Annotated in this window: 26 protein-coding genes and 2 other annotated features; of the genes, 4 read left to right on the top strand and 22 right to left on the bottom strand. The window is 43.9% G+C overall.

The genetic code is table 11. The features are described 5' to 3' along the window. The first annotated feature begins 78 nt into the window (after positions 1-78). Both CJU60_RS16045 and CJU60_RS16040 read left to right on the top strand, forming a co-directional pair. Positions 79-1260 (top strand): IscS subfamily cysteine desulfurase, encoded by a 1182-nt coding sequence (locus CJU60_RS16045; RefSeq protein WP_095714294.1) that lies wholly within the window; start codon positions 79-81, stop codon positions 1258-1260. Further along, positions 1226-1768: a transcription repressor NadR gene (locus CJU60_RS16040; protein WP_095714293.1), complete on the top strand. Its 543-nt coding sequence runs from the start codon at positions 1226-1228 to the stop codon at positions 1766-1768. Before CJU60_RS16045 ends, CJU60_RS16040 begins: the two co-directional genes overlap by 35 nt. 21 nt (positions 1769-1789) lie before the next feature. Here the strand turns inward: CJU60_RS16040 and pheA are convergent, their stop codons facing one another. Genes pheA through CJU60_RS16020 form a run of 4 tightly spaced genes read right to left on the bottom strand, consistent with a single transcriptional unit; the run spans position 1790 to position 5062 of the window. After that, positions 1790-2647, bottom strand: coding sequence for a prephenate dehydratase (pheA, locus tag CJU60_RS16035; RefSeq protein ID WP_024122347.1), 858 nt, complete (start codon positions 2645-2647; stop codon positions 1790-1792). A 17-nt stretch (positions 2648-2664) separates the two neighbouring features. Further along, the gene (gene thrR / locus CJU60_RS16030; protein WP_010335153.1) at positions 2665-3108 is read right to left on the bottom strand and encodes a transcriptional regulator ThrR; all 444 of its coding nucleotides are present in this window, start codon (positions 3106-3108) and stop codon (positions 2665-2667) included. 54 nt (positions 3109-3162) lie between these two features. Then, positions 3163-4449 (bottom strand): GTPase ObgE, encoded by a 1287-nt coding sequence (gene obgE / locus CJU60_RS16025; protein WP_024122348.1) that lies wholly within the window; start codon positions 4447-4449, stop codon positions 3163-3165. Between the two features lie 34 nt (positions 4450-4483). Further along, on the bottom strand, positions 4484-5062 hold the full coding sequence (locus tag CJU60_RS16020) for a sporulation initiation phosphotransferase B (protein WP_095714292.1): 579 nt from the start codon (positions 5060-5062) through the stop codon (positions 4484-4486). A gap of 77 nt (positions 5063-5139) precedes the next feature. Between CJU60_RS16020 and CJU60_RS21420 the strand changes: the two genes are divergently transcribed. After that, positions 5140-5262: a hypothetical protein gene (locus CJU60_RS21420; RefSeq protein WP_125825434.1), complete on the top strand. Its 123-nt coding sequence runs from the start codon at positions 5140-5142 to the stop codon at positions 5260-5262. A gap of 120 nt (positions 5263-5382) precedes the next feature. Here the strand turns inward: CJU60_RS21420 and rpmA are convergent, their stop codons facing one another. The 16 genes from rpmA to valS all read right to left on the bottom strand — a co-directional run bounded on the left by rpmA (position 5383) and on the right by valS (position 19813). Continuing rightward, entirely contained in the window at positions 5383-5667 is a 285-nt protein-coding gene (gene rpmA / locus CJU60_RS16015; protein WP_003222623.1) for a 50S ribosomal protein L27, read from the bottom strand. A 12-nt stretch (positions 5668-5679) separates the two neighbouring features. After that, positions 5680-6021, bottom strand: coding sequence for a ribosomal-processing cysteine protease Prp (locus CJU60_RS16010; protein ID WP_024122350.1), 342 nt, complete (start codon positions 6019-6021; stop codon positions 5680-5682). Positions 6022-6023: 2 nt separating this feature from the next. Next, the gene (gene rplU, locus CJU60_RS16005; protein ID WP_003222620.1) at positions 6024-6332 is read right to left on the bottom strand and encodes a 50S ribosomal protein L21; all 309 of its coding nucleotides are present in this window, start codon (positions 6330-6332) and stop codon (positions 6024-6026) included. A 13-nt stretch (positions 6333-6345) separates the two neighbouring features. Next, positions 6346-6423, bottom strand: a sequence feature (ribosomal protein L21 leader region). 57 nt (positions 6424-6480) lie between these two features. Continuing rightward, positions 6481-7347: a M50 family metallopeptidase gene (locus tag CJU60_RS16000; RefSeq protein WP_095714291.1), complete on the bottom strand. Its 867-nt coding sequence runs from the start codon at positions 7345-7347 to the stop codon at positions 6481-6483. Next, positions 7340-8134 (bottom strand): M23 family metallopeptidase, encoded by a 795-nt coding sequence (locus CJU60_RS15995; RefSeq protein WP_095714290.1) that lies wholly within the window; start codon positions 8132-8134, stop codon positions 7340-7342. Before CJU60_RS15995 ends, CJU60_RS16000 begins: the two co-directional genes overlap by 8 nt. A 149-nt stretch (positions 8135-8283) precedes the next feature. After that, positions 8284-9090, bottom strand: a complete 807-nt coding sequence (minD, locus tag CJU60_RS15990) for a septum site-determining protein MinD (protein ID WP_024122353.1) — start codon at positions 9088-9090, stop codon at positions 8284-8286. 1 nt (position 9091) lies between these two features. Next, entirely contained in the window at positions 9092-9772 is a 681-nt protein-coding gene (minC, locus tag CJU60_RS15985) for a septum site-determining protein MinC (protein WP_024122354.1), read from the bottom strand. A 52-nt stretch (positions 9773-9824) separates the two neighbouring features. Further along, positions 9825-10343, bottom strand: coding sequence for a rod shape-determining protein MreD (gene mreD / locus CJU60_RS15980; protein ID WP_010335162.1), 519 nt, complete (start codon positions 10341-10343; stop codon positions 9825-9827). Then, positions 10340-11212: a rod shape-determining protein MreC gene (gene mreC / locus CJU60_RS15975; protein ID WP_010335163.1), complete on the bottom strand. Its 873-nt coding sequence runs from the start codon at positions 11210-11212 to the stop codon at positions 10340-10342. Before mreC ends, mreD begins: the two co-directional genes overlap by 4 nt. Positions 11213-11242: 30 nt before the next feature. Then, complete coding sequence (gene mreB / locus CJU60_RS15970; protein WP_010335164.1) at positions 11243-12256, bottom strand: cell shape-determining protein MreB; 1014 nt, start codon at positions 12254-12256, stop codon at positions 11243-11245. Between the two features lie 91 nt (positions 12257-12347). Next, on the bottom strand, positions 12348-13043 hold the full coding sequence (gene radC, locus CJU60_RS15965) for a RadC family protein (RefSeq protein ID WP_024122357.1): 696 nt from the start codon (positions 13041-13043) through the stop codon (positions 12348-12350). Between the two features lie 37 nt (positions 13044-13080). Further along, the gene (locus CJU60_RS15960; protein WP_024122358.1) at positions 13081-13650 is read right to left on the bottom strand and encodes a Maf family nucleotide pyrophosphatase; all 570 of its coding nucleotides are present in this window, start codon (positions 13648-13650) and stop codon (positions 13081-13083) included. A 150-nt stretch (positions 13651-13800) separates the two neighbouring features. After that, positions 13801-14799, bottom strand: a complete 999-nt coding sequence (locus CJU60_RS15955; protein WP_095714289.1) for an SPOR domain-containing protein — start codon at positions 14797-14799, stop codon at positions 13801-13803. Between the two features lie 132 nt (positions 14800-14931). Beyond that, positions 14932-15678 (bottom strand): prepilin peptidase, encoded by a 747-nt coding sequence (locus CJU60_RS15950; protein WP_095714288.1) that lies wholly within the window; start codon positions 15676-15678, stop codon positions 14932-14934. A gap of 140 nt (positions 15679-15818) precedes the next feature. Next, entirely contained in the window at positions 15819-17111 is a 1293-nt protein-coding gene (locus CJU60_RS15945; RefSeq protein ID WP_095714287.1) for a bifunctional folylpolyglutamate synthase/dihydrofolate synthase, read from the bottom strand. A 59-nt stretch (positions 17112-17170) separates the two neighbouring features. Then, positions 17171-19813 carry a valine--tRNA ligase gene (gene valS, locus CJU60_RS15940; protein ID WP_095714286.1) on the bottom strand — a complete coding sequence of 881 codons (2643 nt, stop codon included), beginning with the start codon at positions 19811-19813 and terminating at the stop codon, positions 17171-17173. Positions 19814-19872: 59 nt separating this feature from the next. Further along, positions 19873-20095 (bottom strand) — a binding site (T-box leader). A gap of 166 nt (positions 20096-20261) precedes the next feature. Here valS and CJU60_RS15935 point away from each other — a divergent pair. Further along, entirely contained in the window at positions 20262-20453 is a 192-nt protein-coding gene (locus CJU60_RS15935) for a hypothetical protein (protein WP_024122364.1), read from the top strand. 19 nt (positions 20454-20472) lie between these two features. On the opposite strand, the gene cotN is transcribed toward CJU60_RS15935, so the two are convergent. Together cotN and CJU60_RS15925 are read right to left on the bottom strand one after the other, a co-directional pair. Beyond that, positions 20473-21498, bottom strand: a complete 1026-nt coding sequence (gene cotN / locus CJU60_RS15930; RefSeq protein ID WP_095714285.1) for a spore coat protein CotN — start codon at positions 21496-21498, stop codon at positions 20473-20475. 32 nt (positions 21499-21530) lie between these two features. Next, positions 21531-22694 (bottom strand): LysM peptidoglycan-binding domain-containing protein (locus tag CJU60_RS15925; protein WP_141243791.1); only part of this gene is annotated, 1164 nt, incomplete at its 5' end.

Here is a 22694-nt window from a genome sequence, read left to right as displayed (position 1 = left end):
CTGTCTTGACACCTATATTTACACAACGATAAAATAAACTCAAGAGTTTTTTATGAAGAACTATGGAGGAAAGACCGGATGATTTATTTAGATTATGCAGCAACCACGCCAATTTGCGAGGAAGCACTGGACGTATTTCAGAAGCTCAGCATTGATATGTACGGGAATGCCAGCAGCTTGCATGACGCTGGGGGAAAAGCAAATCATATACTGGAGTACTGCCGGGGGAAAATAGCTGACATAATCGGCGGAGAAACAGGCGGTATATATTTTACAAGCGGCGGCACTGAATCCAATTTTCTTGCCATTCAATCATTGTTAAACGGCCTGCCAAAAACAAAAAGACATTTTATTACGACTGCCATGGAACATCAATCAATCCATAACTGTGCTGCTTTACTGCAGAATCATGGCTTTGACGTGACAATCATTAAGCCTAACGAGTACGGACTTATTACCGAGGAAATATTGGCAGCTCATATTCGCCCGGACACAGGCCTGGTTTCTATTCAGCATGCCAATTCAGAAACAGGAATTATTCAGCCCATTAAACACCTGTCATCGTATCTTCACAACAGGAAAATTCTTCTTCATTGTGATGCGGTTCAAACATTCGGCAAACTGCCCATCCATACTGAAGAAATGGGGGTGGATGCTCTCTCTATTTCCAGTCACAAAATTCACGGCCCTAAAGGAGTCGGAGCTGTCTATATTCGGCCGGACGTCAATTGGAAACCGGTGTACCCTGACACTGTTCATGAGAATGGGTTTCGAGCAGGCACGATAAACGTACCGGGTATCGGAGCCTTTACAGCGGCAGCGGAGCTGATCGTAAGTGAAATGGAAAGTCAGATATCCCATAATCAAATGTTAAGACAATACTTTTTAGAACAAATCCGTATTCGGTCTCTCCCTGTAACCCTTGCGGCAGATGGTGCAAACACAGAATGTCTGCCCCATATTATCGGGTGTTTTTTTGGCTCATTTGAAGGACAATATGTTATGTTAGAATGTAATCGGAATAATATTTGCATTTCAACGGGCAGCGCTTGTTCTGCAGGTTATCACGGGCCGTCTGAAACGATGAAAGCGTTAAGAAAAACAGAACAGGAAGCCCTGCAATTTATCCGCATCTCTTTCGGAAAAAACACAACAACTGAACAGCTGGATATGTTATTACATACGTTTACAGCGCTTTTGGAACAAAGGAAAGGAGAATATCATATTGACCGAAGAATTAAAGCTCTTGGGCGCCAATAGGCGTGAGCAGCTTCTTTTGTGGCTGAAGGAATCCACATCGCCGCTGACAGGAGGAGAGCTCGCAAAAAAAGCAAATGTTTCGAGACAGGTGATCGTTCAGGATATCTCGCTTTTAAAAGCGAGAAACGAGCCGATTATCGCCACAAGCCAAGGCTATGTCTATCTGGACGCCGCCGCTCAGAAGCATCAGCAGGCAGAAAGAATCATAGCGTGTCTGCACGGGCCTGAACGGACAGAAGAAGAATTGCAGCTCATCGTGGATGAAGGGGTAACTGTAAAAGACGTAAAAATTGAGCACCCTGTATACGGAGATTTAACTGCAGCGATCCAAGTCGGCACGCGAAAAGAAGTCGAACATTTCATCAAAAAGATCAATTCCACAAATGCCGCCTATTTATCACAGCTGACAGATGGTGTGCATCTTCATACACTGACAGCACCCGATGAACATCGCATCGATCAAGCCTGTCAAGCACTCGAAGAAGCCGGTATTTTGATTGAAGACTAAAAAAAGCCCTAATAGGGCTTTTTATAATTGATAAGATTGATATGTACCAAGCAGCTTTACTTTGCATCCGAGCGCTTCAAGCTCCTGCATAGCCCCAGGGATTAATACTTCATCAAACGCCTGTTCAATATCAATAATAAAGAAATAATTCCCTAACCCGGTTTTGGTCGGACGGGATTCGATTTTTGACAGGTTTAAGTTTCTCCAAGAAAAAGCAGACAGCACTCTATGCAGCGCTCCGGACTGATCATCCTGCGGAAGCATCACCATCAGTGTTGTTTTTGGTCTTGAATTCAATTTTGAATTCACTTCAAAGGTTATATTTTCATCAGGAGACAGAATGACAAATCGCGTATGATTGTCTCTATAATCCTGTATATCCCGTTTTACGATTTTTAATTCGTATGTAGAAGCCGCCATTTCATTGGCAATCACCCCGATATTCAGCTCGGGATGGTCACTGACAAACTTTGCCGCCGCTCCGGTTGAATTGGCGTATTCATACGGCACGGAAGAAAAATGCCGATGGAGAAATTTATGGCACTGCGCAATCGCATGTGAGTGAGAATAAATTTTGTCTAGATCTTTCCACGCATTTTCTCTGGAAGGATGAACGAGTAAGTGCTGATGAATCGGTAATGTCATTTCACCTACGATGGGCAGAGGCTGTTCATGTATTAAATAGTCTATTGTTAAATTTACTGATCCTTCTAATGCGTTCTCTAAAGGAACAAAAGCAAAATCAACCTCACCTGCGACTGCCGCATCTATACATTCCGGTATCGTGCGGTAAGCAACATGCTCGGCGCCATTTTGGAAACAAGAACTGACTGCTAGATGTGTGAATGTAGCTGCTGGACCTAAATAACCGACTTTCATGACAATATTCTCTCCCCTTACGCTCCTGAACCTAATATTTCAACCTTTTCTACAAAGTCAAACTTTCTCATCTTGTTCATTAATGTATGAATATCCTCTTCCATTGCAGATGTACTGATAGACAGCGTTACGTTTGCTCTCCCTTGAAGCGGGATGGTCTGGTGAATGGAAAGAACGTTGCTTCCAGAGTCAGCCACCGCCTGAAGGAGCTGAGATAACGCCCCGGAGCGATCCTCTAAATGAAAGAAAAGTGTGATAATTTGCTCTTTAACCATTGTATAAAAAGGAAAAACGGCATCTCTGTATTTATAAAATGCACTTCTGCTTAAATCCACCTTTTGAACGGCATCTGCCACTGATTCTGCTTTTTTTCGATCCAGCAGTTTTTTGACTTCCAATGTTTTTCTCATCGCATCAGGCAACACATCTTCACGGACAAGATAAAACGTCTCCTCTTTCACTTGCATCCCCCCTTTTGAAAATAGAGAGCCTGATATCCAGGCTCTCACCCATCATTAATCAATAAATTCAAATTCGAATTCAAGAAGTCTGATAATGTCTCCGTCTTTGGCCCCGCGTTCTCTGAGTGCTTCATCAACACCCATTCCCCGCATCTGTCTTGCAAATCGTTTAACAGATTCATCACGTGAGAAATCAGTCATCTTGAATAACCGCTCAAGACTGTCTCCTGAAAGCACAAAGACTCCGTCAGGATCTCGCGTAATGCTGAATGGCACTTCTTCATTCTCCATCGTGTACATAACACGGTTTTGCGTAAGCTCTTCCTCGTCATACAGCGGGAATTCCGGAGTGTTTTCCAGCTGATTGGCAACTTCATACAGAAGCTCGCGAAGACCTTCTCTTGTCACTGCACTGACCGGGAACACCGGATAATCATCCGTCAGCTTTTCTTTAAACCCTTCAAGATTTTCCGCCGCCTGCGGCATGTCCATTTTATTTGCGACAATAATTTGCGGGCGCTCAGTGAGACGCAAATTGTACTCGCTCAATTCCTGATTAATTGTCACATAATCCTCATACGGATCGCGGCCTTCCAAGCCGGACATATCAATGACATGAACGATAACACGGGTCCGCTCAATATGGCGCAAAAATTGGTGGCCAAGCCCGACGCCTTGATGAGCCCCTTCAATCAGTCCAGGCAAATCGGCTATAACGAAGCTCCGTCCATCATCTGTTTCGACCATGCCAAGATTCGGAACAAGTGTCGTAAAATGATAATCCGCAATTTTCGGTTTTGCAGATGAAACGACGGACAACAAAGTCGATTTCCCTACACTTGGGAACCCGACAAGCCCGACGTCTGCAAGCACTTTTAATTCAAGAACAACATAGCGTTCTTTTCCCGGTTCACCGTTTTCTGAGAGCTGAGGTGCGGGGTTCGCCGGTGTGGCAAAGCGTGAGTTCCCTCTTCCGCCTCTTCCGCCCCTTGCGATGACAGCCTGCTGTCCATGTTCGGTTAAATCGGCAATGACCTGTTTTGTATCATCGTCTGTCACAACAGTGCCAGGCGGAACTTTAATGACCATATCATCAGCATTTCGTCCATGCTGGTTTTTTGACATGCCATGCTCGCCGCGAATCGCTTTAAAGTGTTTTTTATATCTAAAATCCATAAGAGTACGGAGACCTTCGTCCACTTCAAAAACGACGTCTCCTCCTTTTCCGCCGTCGCCGCCGGCAGGGCCGCCTTTCGGCACATATTTTTCACGGCGAAACGCAACCATCCCGTTGCCTCCGTCGCCGCCTTTTACATACACTTTCACCTGATCTACAAACATAATGTCCTCCGTTCTAAACCGTTAAAAAACTCCGCTAGTTCAACCCAATTTCAATCAGACATTCGTGACTTGTGATCTCAAAACGCATGATATCAAAGTCCTCATATCCATTTTGCCGAAAATCGTCAAAGGCAGATATATTGGCAAAAGTGCCGTGAAAATCAAGGTACAGAATCAGCTGTCTGTCAGGATGATCGGTTTGAAGCGAAACGGTTAAATGATTTTCACTGCCTCTAGTGACTGCTTGTTCAAACAGATCAAACAGCTTTCTCATCAGTTTCGCCAATTTTTGATCATAAGCTGACAAATCCTTAATTTCCCCGAGAACTTCATATTCAAGTGTCATACATTGGGCTTTCCAATTAAACGTAAGAAAATCAAACGCTAAATGCGGTGTTTTCAGGTTTGAGAGCTTTGATTCGTGCTTAGCGTCTATCACCATTTCTTCAATGATTTCAAAGACGCGGTCATACTTCTGCAAGCTTAAGTTTCCTTTAATTAGCTGCAGCTTATTCATCCAATCATGCCGGGAATGGCCAAGAAGATGAATCAGTTCATTTGTTAAAGCCGTATCGCTTATATTTTCTTCTTGATTTTTTGAAACATCCTTCATTTTCGCACTCCCAATCATTTGATTTCTTATTTAGGAGTCTGTATAAGTGTGTATTATGAATTATAACAGAGAAGGCTTTGATAGAAAAACAATTGTTTTTCCCAGAAATATCATGTTCCTTTTTTCTGGCTTCGGTTGATTTTCAGCCAGGCAGAACATTTTATGTATTACTGCTTGGGGAACATATCCAGTGGGTTTGAGACATTCGTTCTCATTCTTGGCGGGGTCTGCTCGCACATACTCTGCATAACATTCTTGATGCTTACTCCGCATATTGCAAAAAAAAACTCCAGTCATCATCGACCGGAGTTTTTGAATCATTATTGAGCTACAGGATATACGCTCACTTTTTTGCGGTCACGGCCGAAACGTTCGAATTTAACAGTTCCGTCGATTTTCGCAAAAAGAGTGTCATCTCCGCCGCGGCCCACGTTTTCACCTGGGTAAATTTTTGTTCCGCGTTGACGGTAAAGGATAGAACCGCCTGTTACGAATTGACCGTCAGCACGTTTAGCACCTAAACGTTTAGCCTCAGAGTCACGTCCGTTCTTTGTAGAACCTACTCCTTTTTTAGAAGCGAAAAACTGAAGATCTAATCTAAGCATGTAGCTCACCTCCTATATTATGTTTGTGGTCACACGCAAGTGATCTTTATAATCCCGCTCAATTGTCTCTAACGAAACAATCATGCCTTCGATCAGCAACTGAGCTTTTTGGCGCGCCTCCGGATCAAGAGATTCAGGGAATTCAAAGTAGAAATAACCCCCGTCTTCTCCTATATCAAGAAGCGGCTCGAAGCCCGCCAGCGCGATGACCGCGTTAACGGATCCAAACACAACGGCTGTTACTCCGGCACAAACGAGATCTTGTCCATGTTCAGCAAAGTCGGCGTGGCCCGTCATTTCAAAAGACAATAAGCTTTTGTCAGTACGGGACCGTCTGATTGTTGCCTGAATCATGCTTACGCGTTGATTTTTTCGATCGTCACTTTAGTGTAAGGCTGACGATGACCTTGTTTTTTATGAACGTTTTTCTTTGCTTTGTATCTGAAAACAGTGATTTTTTTCGCGCGGCCTTGTTTTTCAACTTTAGCCGTTACTGTTGCGCCTTCAACTGTAGGGTTGCCGACTTTCACATTGTCTCCGCCAACAAACAAAACGTCTTCAAAAGTAACTGTTTCACCTGCTTCAGCAGCAAGTTTCTCGATGTAAACAGTTTGGCCTTCTTCAACTTTAATTTGTTTACCGCCTGTTTTAATGATTGCGTACATTCTCTGCACCTCCTATTAGACTAAGACTCGCCAGATACCAGGGGGCTGTAAAACAACTCTTAACACCTGTACTGAGCGGTTGTAGCATTGGTGCTACATCCATAACATTAAAAAATATATCAGAATACAAGGCGTTTGTCAATCGATTTTAATAAGGGAGCAGCAGCTCTTCCATGGAGGAATTTGTCCGTTTATCAGCAAAGTAGGCATGCAGCACTTCATTCTCATCCAGCTGGCTTAGCTTCTCGCCGGATTTTTCTATAATAATGGGATGCTTGCAGCCTCGTTTGAATTCCGCCATGACATGATAGACTTTGTCCTCAGCATTAACGGTAAGCGGTAGCAATTTTTCAAGCTCACGGTTTTTCCCATAATATCTTTCCAGGAGAAACCTCACATGGATGTAGTGTCTTTGCCTGTACTCCTCAAACAGAGAAACAGCCAGAAAGACAAACAAAACCCATGCACTGATTTGCAGAGGAACCGCAAATAAAACCCAGCATGCGAGAAGCAGGCAGCACACAAGTGAAGTCTTCAGATTCAGCCGGTGCGCTTTTTGAAAAGACAGATGCTTTGAAAAAATTAAAAATAACAGCTTGCCGCCATCAAGCGGCCAAATCGGCAGCAGATTCACAAATAAAATAGATAGATTATAAAATGTAAACAGTTCAAAGGTCTGCTGATCAATTATTGAGAGGCCTGCAATCATCCAAGCCGCAAGCTGAAGCCAAATGTGCTGAAGAGGTCCGGCAATAATAACCGCAAACTCTTCCTTTAACGGCCGATTTCCGTGCTCTTCCACTTCAACTGTTCCTCCAAATGGCAGCAAAAAAACACGCTTGATTCTCCAAGAAAAAAACACGGCCAGAGCGGCATGCCCCAGCTCATGGATCAGAACAATCACAAGCAAACACAGCAATGCTTTCATATGCCCTGTAATCAGCCCCAGCGCCACGATAATCCAAAGAAAAGGATGAACATGAATTTTCAAGATGAGGTCAAGCCATTTATTCAAATGAGATCACCTGAATCGGATCAATAAATTTGTCGCCGTCTTTCATGGCAAAATAATAGAGCCCTTTGTTATGATCATCGAGTTTAATCGAACCGAGCTTTTTTCCTTTATCTACAAAATCATATAAAGCGACATCCACGTCTTTCATTTCGCCATAAATGCTGTAGGTATTGTCAGCATGCTGCACTTTCACTGTCAGCCCCGTCTCACCGTCTTTACTGACTTCAACAACATAGCCTTCTTTTATACAATCGATTGTATCACTGCTTGTTTCGACTTTAATGCCTTCCCCGTTGTCCTGAAAATCCTGCTGAACTTTACCAGATGCGGGTGCGACGAGATCCTGACCCACTTCAACCTGCTGTTCCTTATTTTTCTTTTCAGGAGCGAGAAATGCAAGCGGGCTGCCAAATTTCGTTTCAAACCAATGGCTTGCTGAAGCAAATTGAAATTCTGTTTCGAAGGTTTGTGCAACGACCGGCTTGATCTGGCTGACGGGTCCAATATTTGTTTTATAGGCTATGGCAGAAACAAGAACAAGGCAGGCCGATAGAAGACATTTCAGAATAATTGAGTCTGTTTTCACCAAAGGGTGTCTTCCGCTGAAATTCGAATTGCCATCTTCATATACCGGGAGGGTTCCATGTTTTTCCTGTTCAGACATCATGACCCAGGACGGCGGTTTTTGCTTTTCGGAACCTGTCTGAGTAGGGAAACGTTTTGAGCCGGAAACCTGTTTCCTTCTTTTCTCTAATCGTTTTCTGATTTCATCTGCTCTGTGACTCATTGCCATCATCCTTTGCATTCGTTGGGTTTGTACATCATATGTCTTGTCCACGGCAATTATTCGATTTACCTTCAGCACAGAGCAGTCAGAAACAAAAAAACCTGACACAGCATTTGCTTTGTCAGATTCTTCTCTTTTATTCTATGAAATTATGATCTTACTCCGAAAAATGACTTAATCTTAGCCATCATTCCCTTGTTTTGCTCTTCAAGCACCTGCAAAGGAACAGATTCGCCTAAAATGCGGCGGGCAATATTGCGATATGCGATGGAGGCGCGATTTTTAGGGTCCATTGCAATCGGTTCACCATGGTTAGATGCCTTAATCACTTCATCATCATCGGCAACGATACCGAGCAAATCAATCGACAAATGCTGAACGATTTCATCGATATCCATCGTGTCACCGTTTTTCATCAGGTGATTTCTGATTCTGTTTACGACGAGCCGCGGCGGTTCAATATTTTCTTCTTGTTCCAAAAGCCCTATAATGCGATCAGCATCTCGCACAGCTGAAATTTCAGGCGTTGTGACCACTACCGCCTTGTCAGCCCCGGAAACGGCGTTTTTGTATCCTTGCTCAATTCCTGCGGGGCAGTCTATGATGACATAATCAAATTCCTGCTTGAGCTCTTGGACCATAGTTTTAATTTGTTCAGGAGCAACAGCCGTTTTATCGCTCGTTTGAGCAGCGGGCATTAAATAGAGCAAATCATCAAAACGTTTATCCTTTACGAGCGCCTGATGCATTTTACATCTGCCCTCTACAACGTCTACGAGATCATAAATAATTCTATTTTCAAGACCCATTACTACATCCAGGTTGCGCAGTCCTATATCAGTATCTACTAAACATACACGCTTCCCTAAAATGGCTAAGGCGGTACCGAGGTTAGCAGATGTTGTTGTTTTACCTACTCCGCCTTTTCCCGAAGTTATTACGATAGCCTCACCCAATTCACATTCCTCCCTCAAGCCTTGTTAGATCAGGTCTTAAATGAGCCAAATGTTGAAGGCGTTCAATGACCATATTTCCGTCTGTATCTAAATAAGCACATTCCATTTCGTTCCCTTTTTGAATGTGGTCTGGGGAGCGATTTAACACGTGATTGATTCTTAACTGTGTCGGCAGCATTTCAGAGGCAGCAATGACCGCATGATTATTTCCGTTAAATCCGGCGTGGGCAATCCCTTTCAGCGAACCCAGAACAAAAATGTTTCCGCCGGCTCTGACTGTCCCGCCCGGGTTCACATCTCCGATTAGAAGCAAATCGCCCTTCACCTCGAGCACTTGGCCTGAACGGACAATTTTTGAAACAGAAATAATTTCAGCTTCCTCTTTCATACGCTGTGCTTCTTTTTTAGTAATGACTTCACTCTCAATAGAATGAACAAACAAATCTTTCTTTGACGCAATTAATTCGGTCAGCTGTTCCTCTTGCTCCTGATATAAGCAGCGATTGCCCAGCTTAATGTGAACGCTGATTTTCTGGCCTTTTCCATCTGTATATTGTTCAATTGACAGCATATTCTGAAGACCATCGAGAAGCTCATCAAAAGAACATGCATCATCAAGATGCAATGTCAAACCATTCTTTGTTCCTTTTATCGTTACATATTGCTGCTTTTTGGTCTTCACAATATTCACCTCAACAACATACTCATTTCGTCAAAAAAAGATAAAATCCTTTTTACTCATCTCTCAATTCTTTCTTTAGACTCATAAAAAATAATCTAAATGGGAGAACCAGGATGAGTGCGCTTATCATATTTAATAAAACTGTCGGTATAAACCGGTCTAGCACAAAGCCATTAAACGTCATAATGTCTTTGTGAATCAGCGACTGAATGCCGAATACATAAAATTCAAGCAGGCAAACTGCGAGAACAGCAATCAGGATGACGACAAAAGCGTTTGTGTGCAGCACTTTAAACGCTTTTGACGCCAAATAGCTTAGCCCCGCAAAGCCAAACATATAAACACCTAATAGACTTGTATAATTCATATCATATAGAAAGCCGAAAATAAAACCGTAGATCACCGCGTGTTTTTGATTGATAAAAGCCGACATAAAAATCAGCACAAGCATCAGAAAACGCGGGACAAGCACCTGGTCGTCCGTGACGAACGGGAAATGCACCAGATCAGTAAAGATGCTTTCCGCCGAAAAAACCAACATCATAACGAAAGGGAGAAGGAAACGTTTCACGATCCTTCCTCCTCTGTATCGACAGTCGGCACATCACGATTAACAACGATCACATTATTTAAATCAGAAAGATCAGCCGCAGGTTTTACATAGGCAACTTTCGTTAATCCATAAGAGTCAGACTCGATCTCAGTCACTTCACCGATTGTCAGCCCTTCTGGAAATACGCCTCCTGTGCCCGACGTTTCGATCAGATCGCCTTTTTTCACATCTTGTTTATCCTTGCGTTCGATTATGGTCATCTTAAGCCGTTTTTTGTCTTTATCATAGCCTTCGATTAAACCGTAGCCTTTGCTGCCTTTTTTCCCGGAAATGGTTGTTGCGACTCTGTTATTCCGGTCAGTATCGCTTAAAAGCTGGACCGTAGACGTAAAGTTATTAAGGCCGGAGCTTTTAATCTTCCCGATTAATGCGCCTTTTTCGTTCGTTACAGCCATATCTTTCGCTACGTTTTGCTGAGTCCCTTTGTTAATAGTCACCTGCTTCGCCCAGTTATCAGGACTTCTGGCAATGACTGTCGCCAAAATCGGCTTGTAATCTTTTATTGATTTCACATGGCCGAGTTCGTCACGCAAGGATTTGTTTTCGTCTTCAAGTTCTTGGAGCTTGGCTTCATATTTTGTCTGTCCGTCAAGCTTTTCTCTCAGACGCTCGTTTTCTTCGTATGTGTTTTTTAAATCACTAATGTTCTCAAATATCCCTGCAAAAAATTCGGCAGGCGTATGAAAAATGTTTTGAAATACTCCCGTCGTATCACCGATCAGTTTCTCAGGCCAGGTGGTATTACGGCCGTCCTTCAGCGAAAATCCAATCATAGCCACCAATATGATAATACACAGAAGTAATAGCATTAACCGTTTATTCGGCATCGTGTTACACCTCTTCTATTGAACTCCCGATTATCTTGTTTTTCCTTTGAAAAGATGGATGTGCTCCAGTGCTTTTCCTGTACCGATCGCTACACAATCAAGCGGGTCTTCAGCGATAAGGACCGGCATTTTTGTTTCTTCGCTGATGACTTTGTCCAAATTACGAAGAAGCGCTCCGCCGCCGGTTAACACAATACCTCTGTCCATGATATCTGCGGCAAGCTCAGGCGGTGTTTTTTCAAGTGTGCTTTTCACTGCCTCTACAATAGTTGACACAGTGTCACGCAAAGCATTAGAAATTTCTTTTCCAGTAATTTCGATCGTTTTCGGCAGACCTGTCAGCAAGTCACGGCCGCGGATTTCCATTTTATCGGATTCTTCTGCGGATTCAGCAGAGCCGATATCCATTTTAATCGCTTCAGCAGTGCGGTCCCCGATCATCAGGTTGTATGTTTTTCTGATGTAGTTGATAATCGCATCGTCCATTTCATCACCGGCAACGCGGATGGATTGAGATGTTACAATACCTCCGAGGGAAATAATCGCAACTTCTGTCGTTCCGCCACCGATATCAACAACCATGCTTCCAGTCGGTTCCCAAACCGGCAGATTGGCGCCGATAGCCGCAGCAAACGGTTCTTCGATCGGATACGCGTCACGCGCTCCGGCTTGTCTTGTCGCATCGATAACAGCACGCTCTTCAACCGCAGTAATGCCGGATGGCACACAAACCATCACATAAGGTTTTCTGGCAAACATGCCTTTATTTTTAATGGCCTGATTGATGTAATATTTCATCATGGTAGCCGTCGTTTCATAATCAGCGATAACGCCGTCTTTCATCGGGCGAAGAGCTACTACGTTTCCAGGAGTCCGTCCAATCATATTTTTCGCATCATTTCCGACAGCAACAATCGATTTCGTATCCGTTTGCAGAGCAACGACTGACGGCTCTCTCACAACAATTCCTTTACCTTTCACAAAAACAAGCGTATTCGCAGTTCCAAGATCTATACCAAGGTCTCTTGTACCAATTCCAAACATATGTATGTATCTTCCTTTCTTAAAGCAAAAATACCCTAAAGGGAAAAACTCATAAACTCTATTATAGCTTAATTCGACGAAAAAAAAAGTGTTACAAATATCCTTTTTCCTTTAAACTCACAAATTTTTTGTCGCCAATCACCAAATGGTCAAGCAGCTCGATGCCAATCAGGTTTCCGCATTCAAACAGCCGTCTTGTCACTTCAATATCTTCCCTGCTCGGCGTCGGATCCCCCGAAGGATGATTGTGGATACAAATAAAGGAAGCGGCAGATCGTTTGAACGCTTCTTTAAATACCTCCCGGGGGTGGACAATAGATGAATTCAGACTTCCGATAAAAACAGTGCGTTTATGGATGACTTGGTTTTTTGTATTTAAATATAAACAGACAAAATGCTCCTGGGTTAAAAAGCGCATATCCTCCATGACCAGGTTTGCGCCGTCTTCCGGGGAGCGGATTACAAAATGTTCTTCATTGGCTAATTTATGAATACGGCTTCCCAGTTCAACTGCTGCCAGTATTTGCACAGCCTTCACCAGACCGATTCCCGGGATGCTGGACAGCTCCTCAACGGAAGCTTCTTTCAGCAGACGCAGCCCGTCAAACGAGCGCAGAAGCCTGTTTGAAAGGTTCATAACAGACTCGTTCTTTGTGCCTGTCCGCAATAAAATAGCCAAAAGTTCGTTGTTTGCTAAGTTCTCGGCTCCGACTTTCAGCAGCCGTTCTCTAGGTTTTTCTTTCTTTGGGAAATCTCTGAGTTTTAATGGCAGATCGTGTATGATCAAGCCCTCCTTTTCTTTCCCTTCCCGTTTATAAAAATCGTCAGGCTTCTACATCAAAATCCTTCAGAACTCTCATTGTTTTTGATATAGGGAGCCCTACGACTGAATAATAATCTCCGTCTATTTTTTTTACAAAAAGTGCGCCTTTTCCTTGGATGCCGTAAGCACCTGCTTTATCCATCGGTTCTTTCGTTTCAATATAAGTCCAAATATCTTCTTCACTGAGGGGCCAAAACACAACCTCAGTCTTATCATAGAACGTTTCGCTGTGATTTGCGGCTTGAATACTGACAGCGGTTATCACTGAATGACTACGGCCGGAAAGCCTGCGAAGCATTGCAGCGGCTTCTTCTTGATCTTGCGGTTTTCCAAGGCACTCACCGTCAAGACATACCATTGTATCAGCACCGATTACGATTGCGCCCGGATTGAGATCGGCCACAGCCTTAGCTTTTTGTTTTGCCAACCATTGGACGTTTTCTTCAGGTGAAAAGTTTCGATTTAATTTTTCCTCTACTTCACTGACAATAATGGTGTAGGGGATCTGAAGCAGATCGAGGAGTTCTTTTCTTCGCGGAGATTGTGATGCAAGTATAAGCGGCTTAGCCATGTTCGTCATCCTTTCAGGGTTTGCTTAAGAAAAAAAGATACTCATTTATCCTACCAAATCATGAGGCTCGCCACAATTTCAGAAAAATAACTTTTTCATGACAAAATAAAAAAAGCCTGTCACTAAGGACGAAGGCTCAGGCACTTTCTATTATTTAATTACGGCTAAAAGCTGCTGCTGAGCCTTCCATCCGGCTTCAGCACTTGGGTCCTCTAATTCCTTTAACGCCTGCAAAACTGCTTTTTTCTCTCCCGTTTCAGCCGCTTCTGATTCACCGAGCGACTTTTCTATTTTTTTAACACTTGCTTTTGTGATATCTTCTCCGAGAATCGCCTTCGCAGAGAGCTCTGCTGTTTTCTTGAAAGAATCTGTCATATCCGACTCTATTGATAAGGATAATTCCTTGCCTCCCCAAGCTTCAAAATCGCTGTCGATCAAAAGCTGCCCTAACTGCTGTGATACAGCCTTATCATTTGCCAGGCCCGCAATGACACACGTGTACCCGTCATCCTTTGACAGGGAGACGGCGGAATATCCTTTTTCAGTCAGCTGTTCAGTTAACGTCTCAGCACCCTTTTCATTTGAAAACTTTCCTGCTTGAACTGCATATGTTTTATATGTACCTTCCGTTTGTGCCGCTTGTTTTTCACCGCCGGTGCTTTGTTTCTCCGCAGATGTATCTCCTGCTTTTGCCGTCTGGCTGCCTAAAGAATCGTCTAAGGAGGCTGGCGCCGACGCTTCTTTATTGCCTGATATATTCAATGCGAATAGCCCTAAGCCTGTGCCTAAAACCGCAGCAAAGGCAATTGTCGCCGCCACTCTTTTTACTGGCTTGGCCGACCCTGACTTTCCTTTTGAATAGAGCTTCGATTTCTTCTTTTGATAAGGCGGAACAACTTTGGGGTCATCTTTAAACACCTTATCCTCGTCTGAATCCCAGTTGAATTCATCTTCATCAGGATGTTCATGGGATGCCGCAACCTCCTGCTCCGCCTTTCTCTTTTCCTCCCAATTTGAAAACGTCATGTTTTTTTCTTGCTCTGTCTCCGGTGTCTCTTGTTCATAAACTGTTTCTTCTTTTCCATTAATCGTCACCTTAAGGGCTTTTTCTTCCGCTTTACTGATTTTTTTTTGCTTCCTTTTTTTCAATTCTGCTTCCTCCCTTCATTTGTGTGACCGTTCTTGTGGCTTTTCATGCTACACACTTTAGCACAGGCGAAAAAAAAAAGAACAAGACTTTTGTCGTCTTGTCCAAAAAACGTTCGTCAAATTTTTCAACAGTCAGCCTAACGCCGTTTTGACATAAAAGGAAATGATAGAGTCACCGTATAAATAAGCGAAAATACTTCCAGCCGCAATTGCCGGGGCAAAGGGAATCGGCTGTTTTCTGGCCAGCCTTCCGAACAGTACAGCGGCAGCTCCGTACAATGCGCCTATAAAAACTGAAAAGAAAAAGGCGGCAGCAAGTATTTTTACACCAAGCACAAGGCCGATAACGGCAAATAATTTAACATCCCCTCCCCCTATTCCTCCATGAGTGATGACGGCAATAAAGGCCAGTAAAAGAAAACCGGCAGCCGCGCCTATAAAGCCTTCATACCAAGAAAGAAGCGGAGAAATGATTCTGCCAGCCGCCAGAAAGGGAAGAAAGAATAGCAATATGCGATTTGGAATCAGCATAAAGTGAATATCTGTCACAGAAACAATAATTAGAAGAGATAGAAACACCAAAGCAACAATCAGTTCCCAAGACAAACCGAAACGAAATCCCGCGGCTGCAAATAAACTCGCTGTCGAGAGCTCTGCCGCCGGGTACATAAGAGAGAGCTTTTGGCCGCAGCTTTTGCAATTGCCTTTTTGCAGAATAAAAGATAAAACAGGGATTAATTCCGTCGGGGTTAGGGTTCGACGGCAAAAGGAACATGCCGAACGCGGACTTATGATGGATATGTGCAAGGGGATACGGCATCCAACCGTATAATAAAATGAACCGAGGATAAGGCCGAGGACAAAAAGAATCGGAATCATAGACAACACACCTTTACTCTCTTTAGATTATGTTATGGATTGTAGCACAGCAAGCATATTGATCTATAATAAGCAATTTTAGATTTTGACAAAAAAAATCCCGGCAGAATATCATTATTGATTCTGCCGGGCCAAAGTCATTACAGCATTCTTTTTCGAATGTCAGAAATAAAATAAAGTGATCCCGTAATGAGCACGATATCATTTGAGCCTTTTTTGCTTTCTATTAATTTGATCACATGCTCCGGATCTTCATTCCAGCTTTTGCTGCTGATTTCACTAGCATCATACAGATCTTTCGCAAGAGAAGCACGCGGAAAATCAAAAGAAGCAAAATGAATCGAGTGCGCGATCGTTTCCAGTTTCTTAATCATGTCATGATACGGCTTATCCTTTAACGCACTGAACACCACACAAATATCGGAATCTGGGAAACGCTGCTTCATCGTTTCAGTCAGCTTATCGATCCCTTCTTCATTATGGGCGCCGTCTAAATATACCGGCGGATGTTCCTGAACCAACTCTAATCTGCCCGGCCAAGCAGCCTTTACGAGCCCGCTTCTTAACGCAGCACCACTAATTTCAGCAATGTTTTCCCTGTTAAGCCACTCGGCAGCCAAAATGGACAATGCCGCATTTTGTCTTTGATGCGTACCGATGAGAGATGTTCGCATATCTTCATAACACGTTTCTCCGGTTTTTAAAGAAAACTGTTCTCCTGCAGGGAGAGCCTTTTCATTATAAATCCTGCTTGTATCATGCAATGACTGAAAAGGAGCAGGTTTTCGCTCAGCTTCATGCCGGATTACCTGTAAGGCTTCCGGCTGGGTAACGGCTGTCACGATCGGAATGCCTTCTTTTATAATCCCGGCTTTTTCGCCTGCGATTTCTTCAATGGTGTTTCCTAAAATGTTCATATGGTCGTGTCCGATGCTTGTGATGACAGTTAAAAGCGGCTCGACAACATTAGTAGAATCGTACCTTCCGCCCAGACCTGTTTCAAAAATAACAAAATCGACCTGATGATACGCAGCAAAATATAAAAATGCACAAGCCGTCATAATTTCAAATTCTGTCGGCTGACCGTGTTCAGTTTGATCAAGCTCTTCAACGATCGGTTTCACCTGATTAACGAGTGTGACCCACTCCTCATCTGTAATAGGTGTGCCGTTTACGCTGATGCGCTCATTAAATGTGATGATATAAGGCGATGTAAACGTACCGACAGTGTATCCCGCTTCTTGCAGCATAGAACGGATAAAAGCGACAGTTGATCCTTTGCCGTTTGTTCCCGCCACGTGGAGCGCGCGGATTTTCTTTTCAGGATGGTCCAATCGCGCCATCAGCTGCTTCATTCGATCAAGACCGGGCTTCACTCCGAATTTTAGACGGCTGTGAATCCAGCTGCGCGCTTCTTCATATGCAGTAAACAATGATAATCCCCTCTTTTATAAGACAAGGCGGTTTCTCAAGAAACCGCCTCGGCTTTTCATTAGCCCTTCAGCTCAGCCATTCGTTTTTGAACAGCGTCACGCTTTGCCACATAATCTTTCTCTTTCTCACGTTCTTCATCAATTACGTGCGCAGGCGCTTTTTTTATAAATCCTTCGTTTCCAAGTTTCTTTTGGACACGCTCGACTTCTTTCGTCAGCTTATCGAATTCTTTTTGCAGACGGGCGATTTCTTCATCGATATTAATTAAACCTTCAAGCGGAAGTATGACCTCTGCTCCTGTGACAACTGCCGTCATTGCTTTATCAACAGCTTCGATATCTGTACCGATTTTCAGCGCGCTCGGATTTGTAAAGCGTTCCACATAAGAACGGTTTGCTTCGAGACGGGCTGCGACCTCGTCCGTGCTCGCTTTAATGTACAATTCAACTTGCTTGCTCATCGGTGTGTTTACTTCGCTGCGGATATTACGCACAGAACGGATCAGTTCAACGAGAAGCTTCATGTCAGCAGCAGCTTCAGTGTCTGTATGCTCAGGCACAACAGCAGGCCATTTGCTTACAGTAATGGATTCTCCTTGGTGAGGCAGGTGCTGCCAAATTTCCTCCGTTAAGAATGGCATAAACGGATGGAGCAGGCGCATCGTTTGATCCAGAACATAAGCAAGAATGGAACGGGTTGTTTTCTTAGCCGCTTCGTCTTCTCCGTATAGAGGAAGCTTCGCCATTTCAATATACCAATCACAGAAATCGTCCCAAATAAAGTTATATAAATGGCGGCCGACTTCACCAAATTCATATTTATCAGCTAGCTGTGTCACACTTTCGATCGTTTCGTTTAAACGCGTTAAAATCCACTTGTCAGCTACTGATTTCTCACCTGAAAGATCAAGCTCATCATATGTCATGCCATCCATGTTCATTAATGCGAAACGAGAAGCGTTCCAAATTTTATTGGCAAAATTCCAAGTCGATTCCACTTTTTCATAGCTGAAGCGAAGATCTTGGCCAGGAGAGCTTCCAGTCGCCAGGAAATAGCGAAGGGAATCGGCTCCGTACTTGTCAATCACGTCCATCGGATCGACACCGTTGCCAAGAGATTTACTCATTTTTCTGCCTTGCTCATCACGGATTAAGCCATGGATTAAAACATCTTTAAACGGACGTTCGCCAGTAAATTCAATCCCTTGGAAAATCATGCGTGACACCCAGAAGAAAATGATGTCGTAGCCTGTAACGAGAACGTCAGTCGGATAATAGCGTTTAAAGTCTTCAGCTGGCAAATCAGGCCAGCCCATAGTGGAGAAAGGCCAGAGCGCAGAACTGAACCATGTATCCAGCACGTCTGTATCCTGCTCCCAATTTTCGCTGTCCTCCGGCGCTTCAAGACCGACATATAACTCGCCTGTTTCTTTATGATACCAGGCAGGAATGCGGTGGCCCCACCATAATTGACGGGAAATACACCAGTCGCGGATATTTTCCATCCAATGCAAATACGTTTTTTCGAAGCGGTCAGGAACAAAGTTGACTTTTTCTTCTTTCTCCTGCAATTCAATTGCTGCATCAGCAAGCGGCTGCATACGCACAAACCATTGGGTAGAAAGATATGGTTCAACAACCGCTCCGCTCCGTTCACTATGTCCGACAGAGTGCAGATGGTCCTCGATTTTGAAGAGAACGCCTGCCTCCTGTAAATCTTTAACGAGCTTTTTACGGCATTCAAAGCGATCCATGCCTTGATATTGCAACGCATTTTCATTCATCGTGCCGTCTTCATTCATGACAAGAATGCGCTCTAAGTTATGACGGTTGCCAAGTTCGAAGTCGTTCGGATCGTGGGCAGGCGTAATTTTCACCGCACCTGAACCAAATTCCATATCAACATAGTCATCGCCGACAATCGGTATTTCACGATTTGTGATAGGCAGAATAACCGTTTTTCCGATAAGGTGCTTATAGCGCTCATCTTCAGGGTGAACCGCAACGGCCGAATCACCAAGCATCGTTTCTGGACGTGTCGTCGCGATTTCAATTGAACCTGATCCGTCAGCAAGCGGATAGCTCATGTGATAAAACGCACCTTGAACATCCTTGTAAATGACCTCAATGTCTGATAAAGCAGTTTTTGTTGCAGGGTCCCAATTTATGATGTATTCGCCTCTGTAGATCAAGCCTTTTTCATAAAGTTTGACGAATACTTCGCGAACCGCTCTGTTTAAGCCTTCATCAAGCGTGAAGCGTTCACGGGAATAATCAAGGCCAAGCCCTAATTTCGCCCACTGGCTGCGGATGAAGTCAGCATACTCTTCCTTCCACTTCCACGTTTCTTCAAGGAATTTCTCACGGCCTAAATCGTACCGGCTTGTGCCTTCTTCACGAAGTTTCGCTTCAACTTTAGCCTGTGTCGCGATACCGGCGTGGTCCATACCCGGAAGCCACAGTACATCATACCCCTGCATGCGTTTCATTCTTGTTACAATGTCTTGCAGCGTGGTATCCCAAGCGTGGCCAAGGTGAAGCCTTCCTGTTACGTTTGGCGGCGGAATAACGACAGAGTACGGCTCTTTTGTCTGATCGCTGCCTGCTTCAAAAAACTTACCTTTTAGCCAAAAATCATATCGGTCTTTTTCAACCGCAGCCGGATCGTATTTCGTCGGCATTGTTTGTTCATTCGTTTCCATCATAACCCTCCAGCATGTTTAAAATGGCTGAGAACGAAAAAAGAGCCCTTCATCCTTGGGAAAAGGACGAAAAAGCTCTTTCGCGGTACCACCTTTTTTCATGAACTTTGTCAGTTCATGCGCTTCAACGGATAACGGGGGTTTCCCGAATTTCTCTACTCTTCTTTCAAGAAATTATGCTCCCGGGCGACCTTCCAATCAGACAACATAAGAAGCCTTTCAGCAAGCGGCTTCTCTCTCTGCATGCGTCTTTCTTGTACTCTTCCCGTTCTAAGCAGGTGTATCTATCAGCTCATTATATACTTTATTTATGTTCTTTATTATAGTAAAAGTGTTTTTGATTCGTCAATCATCTTTTCCAAAAATACTGCGTCCTATACAAGATGGGCAGGCACCTATTGACCAAGTATACATATAATGCTTGTAAATGCGTTGAGGAGGATGCACCGTGAAGAAACGTTTCAGCTCTTATTCCCTGCCGCCGTGGGTCAGGCAAATTCGGCTTGTATCCGCGCAAGTGATTATCCCGATTACAATTTTCCAAGGTATCAGAACCATTTTCTTTCCGACAACCTTTGATGTCTTGCTGCTCGCAATATTGATTCTGTTAGCCTGTGCGCTTCATTTGGAATGGATATAAACAAACAAGTCCGCGCCAATTAAGACGTGGACTCGTTTTCCGCCTGAAATTTTTTCTCTTGTTCAATTTGATGGATTTTCATCACAAACGGCTCAATATTTTTCATTTGCCAGTATGCCTTTAATAAGTGTGTACATTCATCTTTTTCACGCCGTCTTTTCCCGGTCTGATAGCGGTTCAGCACTTTGTACACCGTTGCCGGATAAGCCATGTAACTGAGAAAAAGACTGATTTCAGCCTCATGCAGAGGAAATGCTTTCGTATATGCATAAAACCAATCGACACACTCCGGACAAGCTTTTGGAAAACCGCTGAACATTCGTGTGTAAAAGCCGAGCAAGTCGTTATGCGGCGGCCCCACAGACGCTCTCTCAAAATTCGTAAAGTATCCGGTCCCTGCATCATTATACAGAAAATGGTGAATAGACAGGCTGCCGTGGGTAATGACAACCCTTGAGGAGCCTTTTTCTTTTGCCGCTTCATACCAGTCCTTAATCCGCTCAAGCGCAAAGTTTACGGCGGAAATGGTTTCTGAATAATAGGTTACAGCCTGCAATTCAAAGGGGGAAAGGTACCATTCTTTCTCAGCTCTGTCTACAAACTGTTCATAAATGACCTTTTCATTTTCCCACTTTTTTCTCGTTTGTTCATAGTGGCGTTCAATGTCTTCACGCCTGACCTTGATTTCCTGCGCAGTTCTCTCGTGAAGGCGGGCTGTTTCTCTAAATAGATAGGCATGTTTCTGATCCCGCTCTTCCTCTTGGTCAAATTGGAGCCAAGGCATTAAGTAATAGGAGTCTCCAGTTTGTACGCCCCCGGAGAAAAACTCTCCCCCATTTGTTCTGTAAATGGGAACAAAGGAATGAAAGCCTTTTTCCTCAATTGCCACCATTTGATCTGTAAAATGTTTGCCGCGAACCGATTTCATTTTTTTCAGCGCAAATACCCCATAATCTGAATACACTTTCCACACACGAGAACTGACTGGCTCAATAAATTGAGCCGTCAGTCCGTATTCCTGAAGAACCGATTGGACATCTTCCATTCCATTCACCACATTTTCCGATCGCTTACGGCTTACGCATGGCTGCTGTTGTATTGAGGGATATAAAGAATCTGCCCTGCTTTCAATTCATCATCCAGCGCCAAAGAATTCATCCTGATCAGCTGCTGGGAGGTAATGTCGTACCGTTCGCATAAACGTTCAATGGTATCTTCCTGCTGAACAATACAGATTTTCATTCTAGAAAACTCATCCTCTTCTCTCGTAAAGAGTTTTGTTAAATAAAGAGAATTATGATTTTCCTTTGTTTCAGTTCCCTTTGTTTGAGCAGCAGGAACAGCCCCAGCAATAGCATCTGTTTCCTTCCTTTCAGGTTCGGAAGTGTCTGGCAGCTGGTAAGAATGAAAAGACGCCTCTTCCTCAGATTCTTCAGGTGTAGGTGTTTTTCTCACTTCAATTTCAAAGCTTTCTTTCTTCTGCTCTTCTTCCTCCATCAGCTTAGGCGCTGAATAAAAGGAATGCTCTTCTGAATCTTGTTCCGGCAGGAAGGTACGGTAGGCCGGCGTAAGCTCTTCTTCCTGAGATTCCCCTTCAGCACTTATCTTTTGATTAAAATGCAGGGTTGGAGCTGCTGCTTCTTCCTTTAAAAGTGCAGCTGGCGCTTCTTCCTGCTCTCTGCTTCCTTCTAAAGAAACAACGTCTTCATGTATAGTTTCCTGGACTTCCTTCAGTTGTTCTGCATCCTGTCGAGGTGCAGGCTCTATGTGATCCGATAGCTCCGATTCTGTTTTTTGGGATTCTTGACGCAGAGCATGCTCAAGAATAGAAGAATCTGGTTTTTCTGTTTTTTCTTCACCACGCTCAGCCTCTTGCTGAAGCTCAGCTTCTACAGCAGGTGATATTTCCGCCGCCGAAACAAGCGGTTCTGACAGTTCAGCCTGCTCTTCTTCCGTCTCTGCTTTTTCGCGGATCTCTATTCCTGAAGCAGCCTTTGGGGAATCTGCTTCTACTGTTTCCGCTTCCTCACGAAGCCCTGCCTCTGAAAGAATGAGCTCCGGCGGCTTCGCTTCTTCTGCATTTATATCTTTGCTGCCCTCTGCTTTTAAAGCAGCTGATTCTGATCGCTCAGCTTCCTTCTTTTCATTTTCCTGTTCTTCACGAAGCCTCGCTTCCGAGACAACAAGCTCTGGCGGATCAACTGACGCTTCTTCTGCTTTTATACCGCCGCTGTCCTCTGC

Origin of the sequence: Bacillus sp. 7705b (assembly GCF_002289525.1) — a bacterium.
GTDB lineage: Bacteria > Bacillota > Bacilli > Bacillales > Bacillaceae > Bacillus > Bacillus halotolerans.
This window is presented reverse-complemented; position numbering and strand designations above follow the sequence as displayed.

Excerpts from the sequence above, each read along its gene's own strand:
- CJU60_RS16045 (WP_095714294.1), top strand. The coding sequence starts at position 79 with ATGATTTATTTAGATTATGCAGCAACCACGCCAATTTGCGAGGAAGCA.
- pheA (WP_024122347.1), bottom strand. The coding sequence starts at position 2,647 with ATGAAAGTCGGTTATTTAGGTCCAGCAGCTACATTCACACATCTAGCA.
- obgE (WP_024122348.1), bottom strand. The coding sequence starts at position 4,449 with ATGTTTGTAGATCAGGTGAAAGTGTATGTAAAAGGCGGCGACGGAGGC.
- CJU60_RS16020 (WP_095714292.1), bottom strand. The coding sequence starts at position 5,062 with ATGAAGGATGTTTCAAAAAATCAAGAAGAAAATATAAGCGATACGGCT.
- rpmA (WP_003222623.1), bottom strand. The coding sequence starts at position 5,667 with ATGCTTAGATTAGATCTTCAGTTTTTCGCTTCTAAAAAAGGAGTAGGT.
- CJU60_RS16010 (WP_024122350.1), bottom strand. The coding sequence starts at position 6,021 with ATGATTCAGGCAACAATCAGACGGTCCCGTACTGACAAAAGCTTATTG.
- rplU (WP_003222620.1), bottom strand. The coding sequence starts at position 6,332 with ATGTACGCAATCATTAAAACAGGCGGTAAACAAATTAAAGTTGAAGAA.
- CJU60_RS15995 (WP_095714290.1), bottom strand. The coding sequence starts at position 8,134 with ATGAGTCACAGAGCAGATGAAATCAGAAAACGATTAGAGAAAAGAAGG.
- mreC (WP_010335163.1), bottom strand. The coding sequence starts at position 11,212 with ATGCCGAATAAACGGTTAATGCTATTACTTCTGTGTATTATCATATTG.
- mreB (WP_010335164.1), bottom strand. The coding sequence starts at position 12,256 with ATGTTTGGAATTGGTACAAGAGACCTTGGTATAGATCTTGGAACTGCG.
- CJU60_RS15960 (WP_024122358.1), bottom strand. The coding sequence starts at position 13,650 with ATGGCTAAGCCGCTTATACTTGCATCACAATCTCCGCGAAGAAAAGAA.
- CJU60_RS15950 (WP_095714288.1), bottom strand. The coding sequence starts at position 15,678 with ATGATTCCGATTCTTTTTGTCCTCGGCCTTATCCTCGGTTCATTTTAT.
- valS (WP_095714286.1), bottom strand. The coding sequence starts at position 19,813 with ATGGAAACGAATGAACAAACAATGCCGACGAAATACGATCCGGCTGCG.
- cotN (WP_095714285.1), bottom strand. The coding sequence starts at position 21,498 with ATGGAAGATGTCCAATCGGTTCTTCAGGAATACGGACTGACGGCTCAA.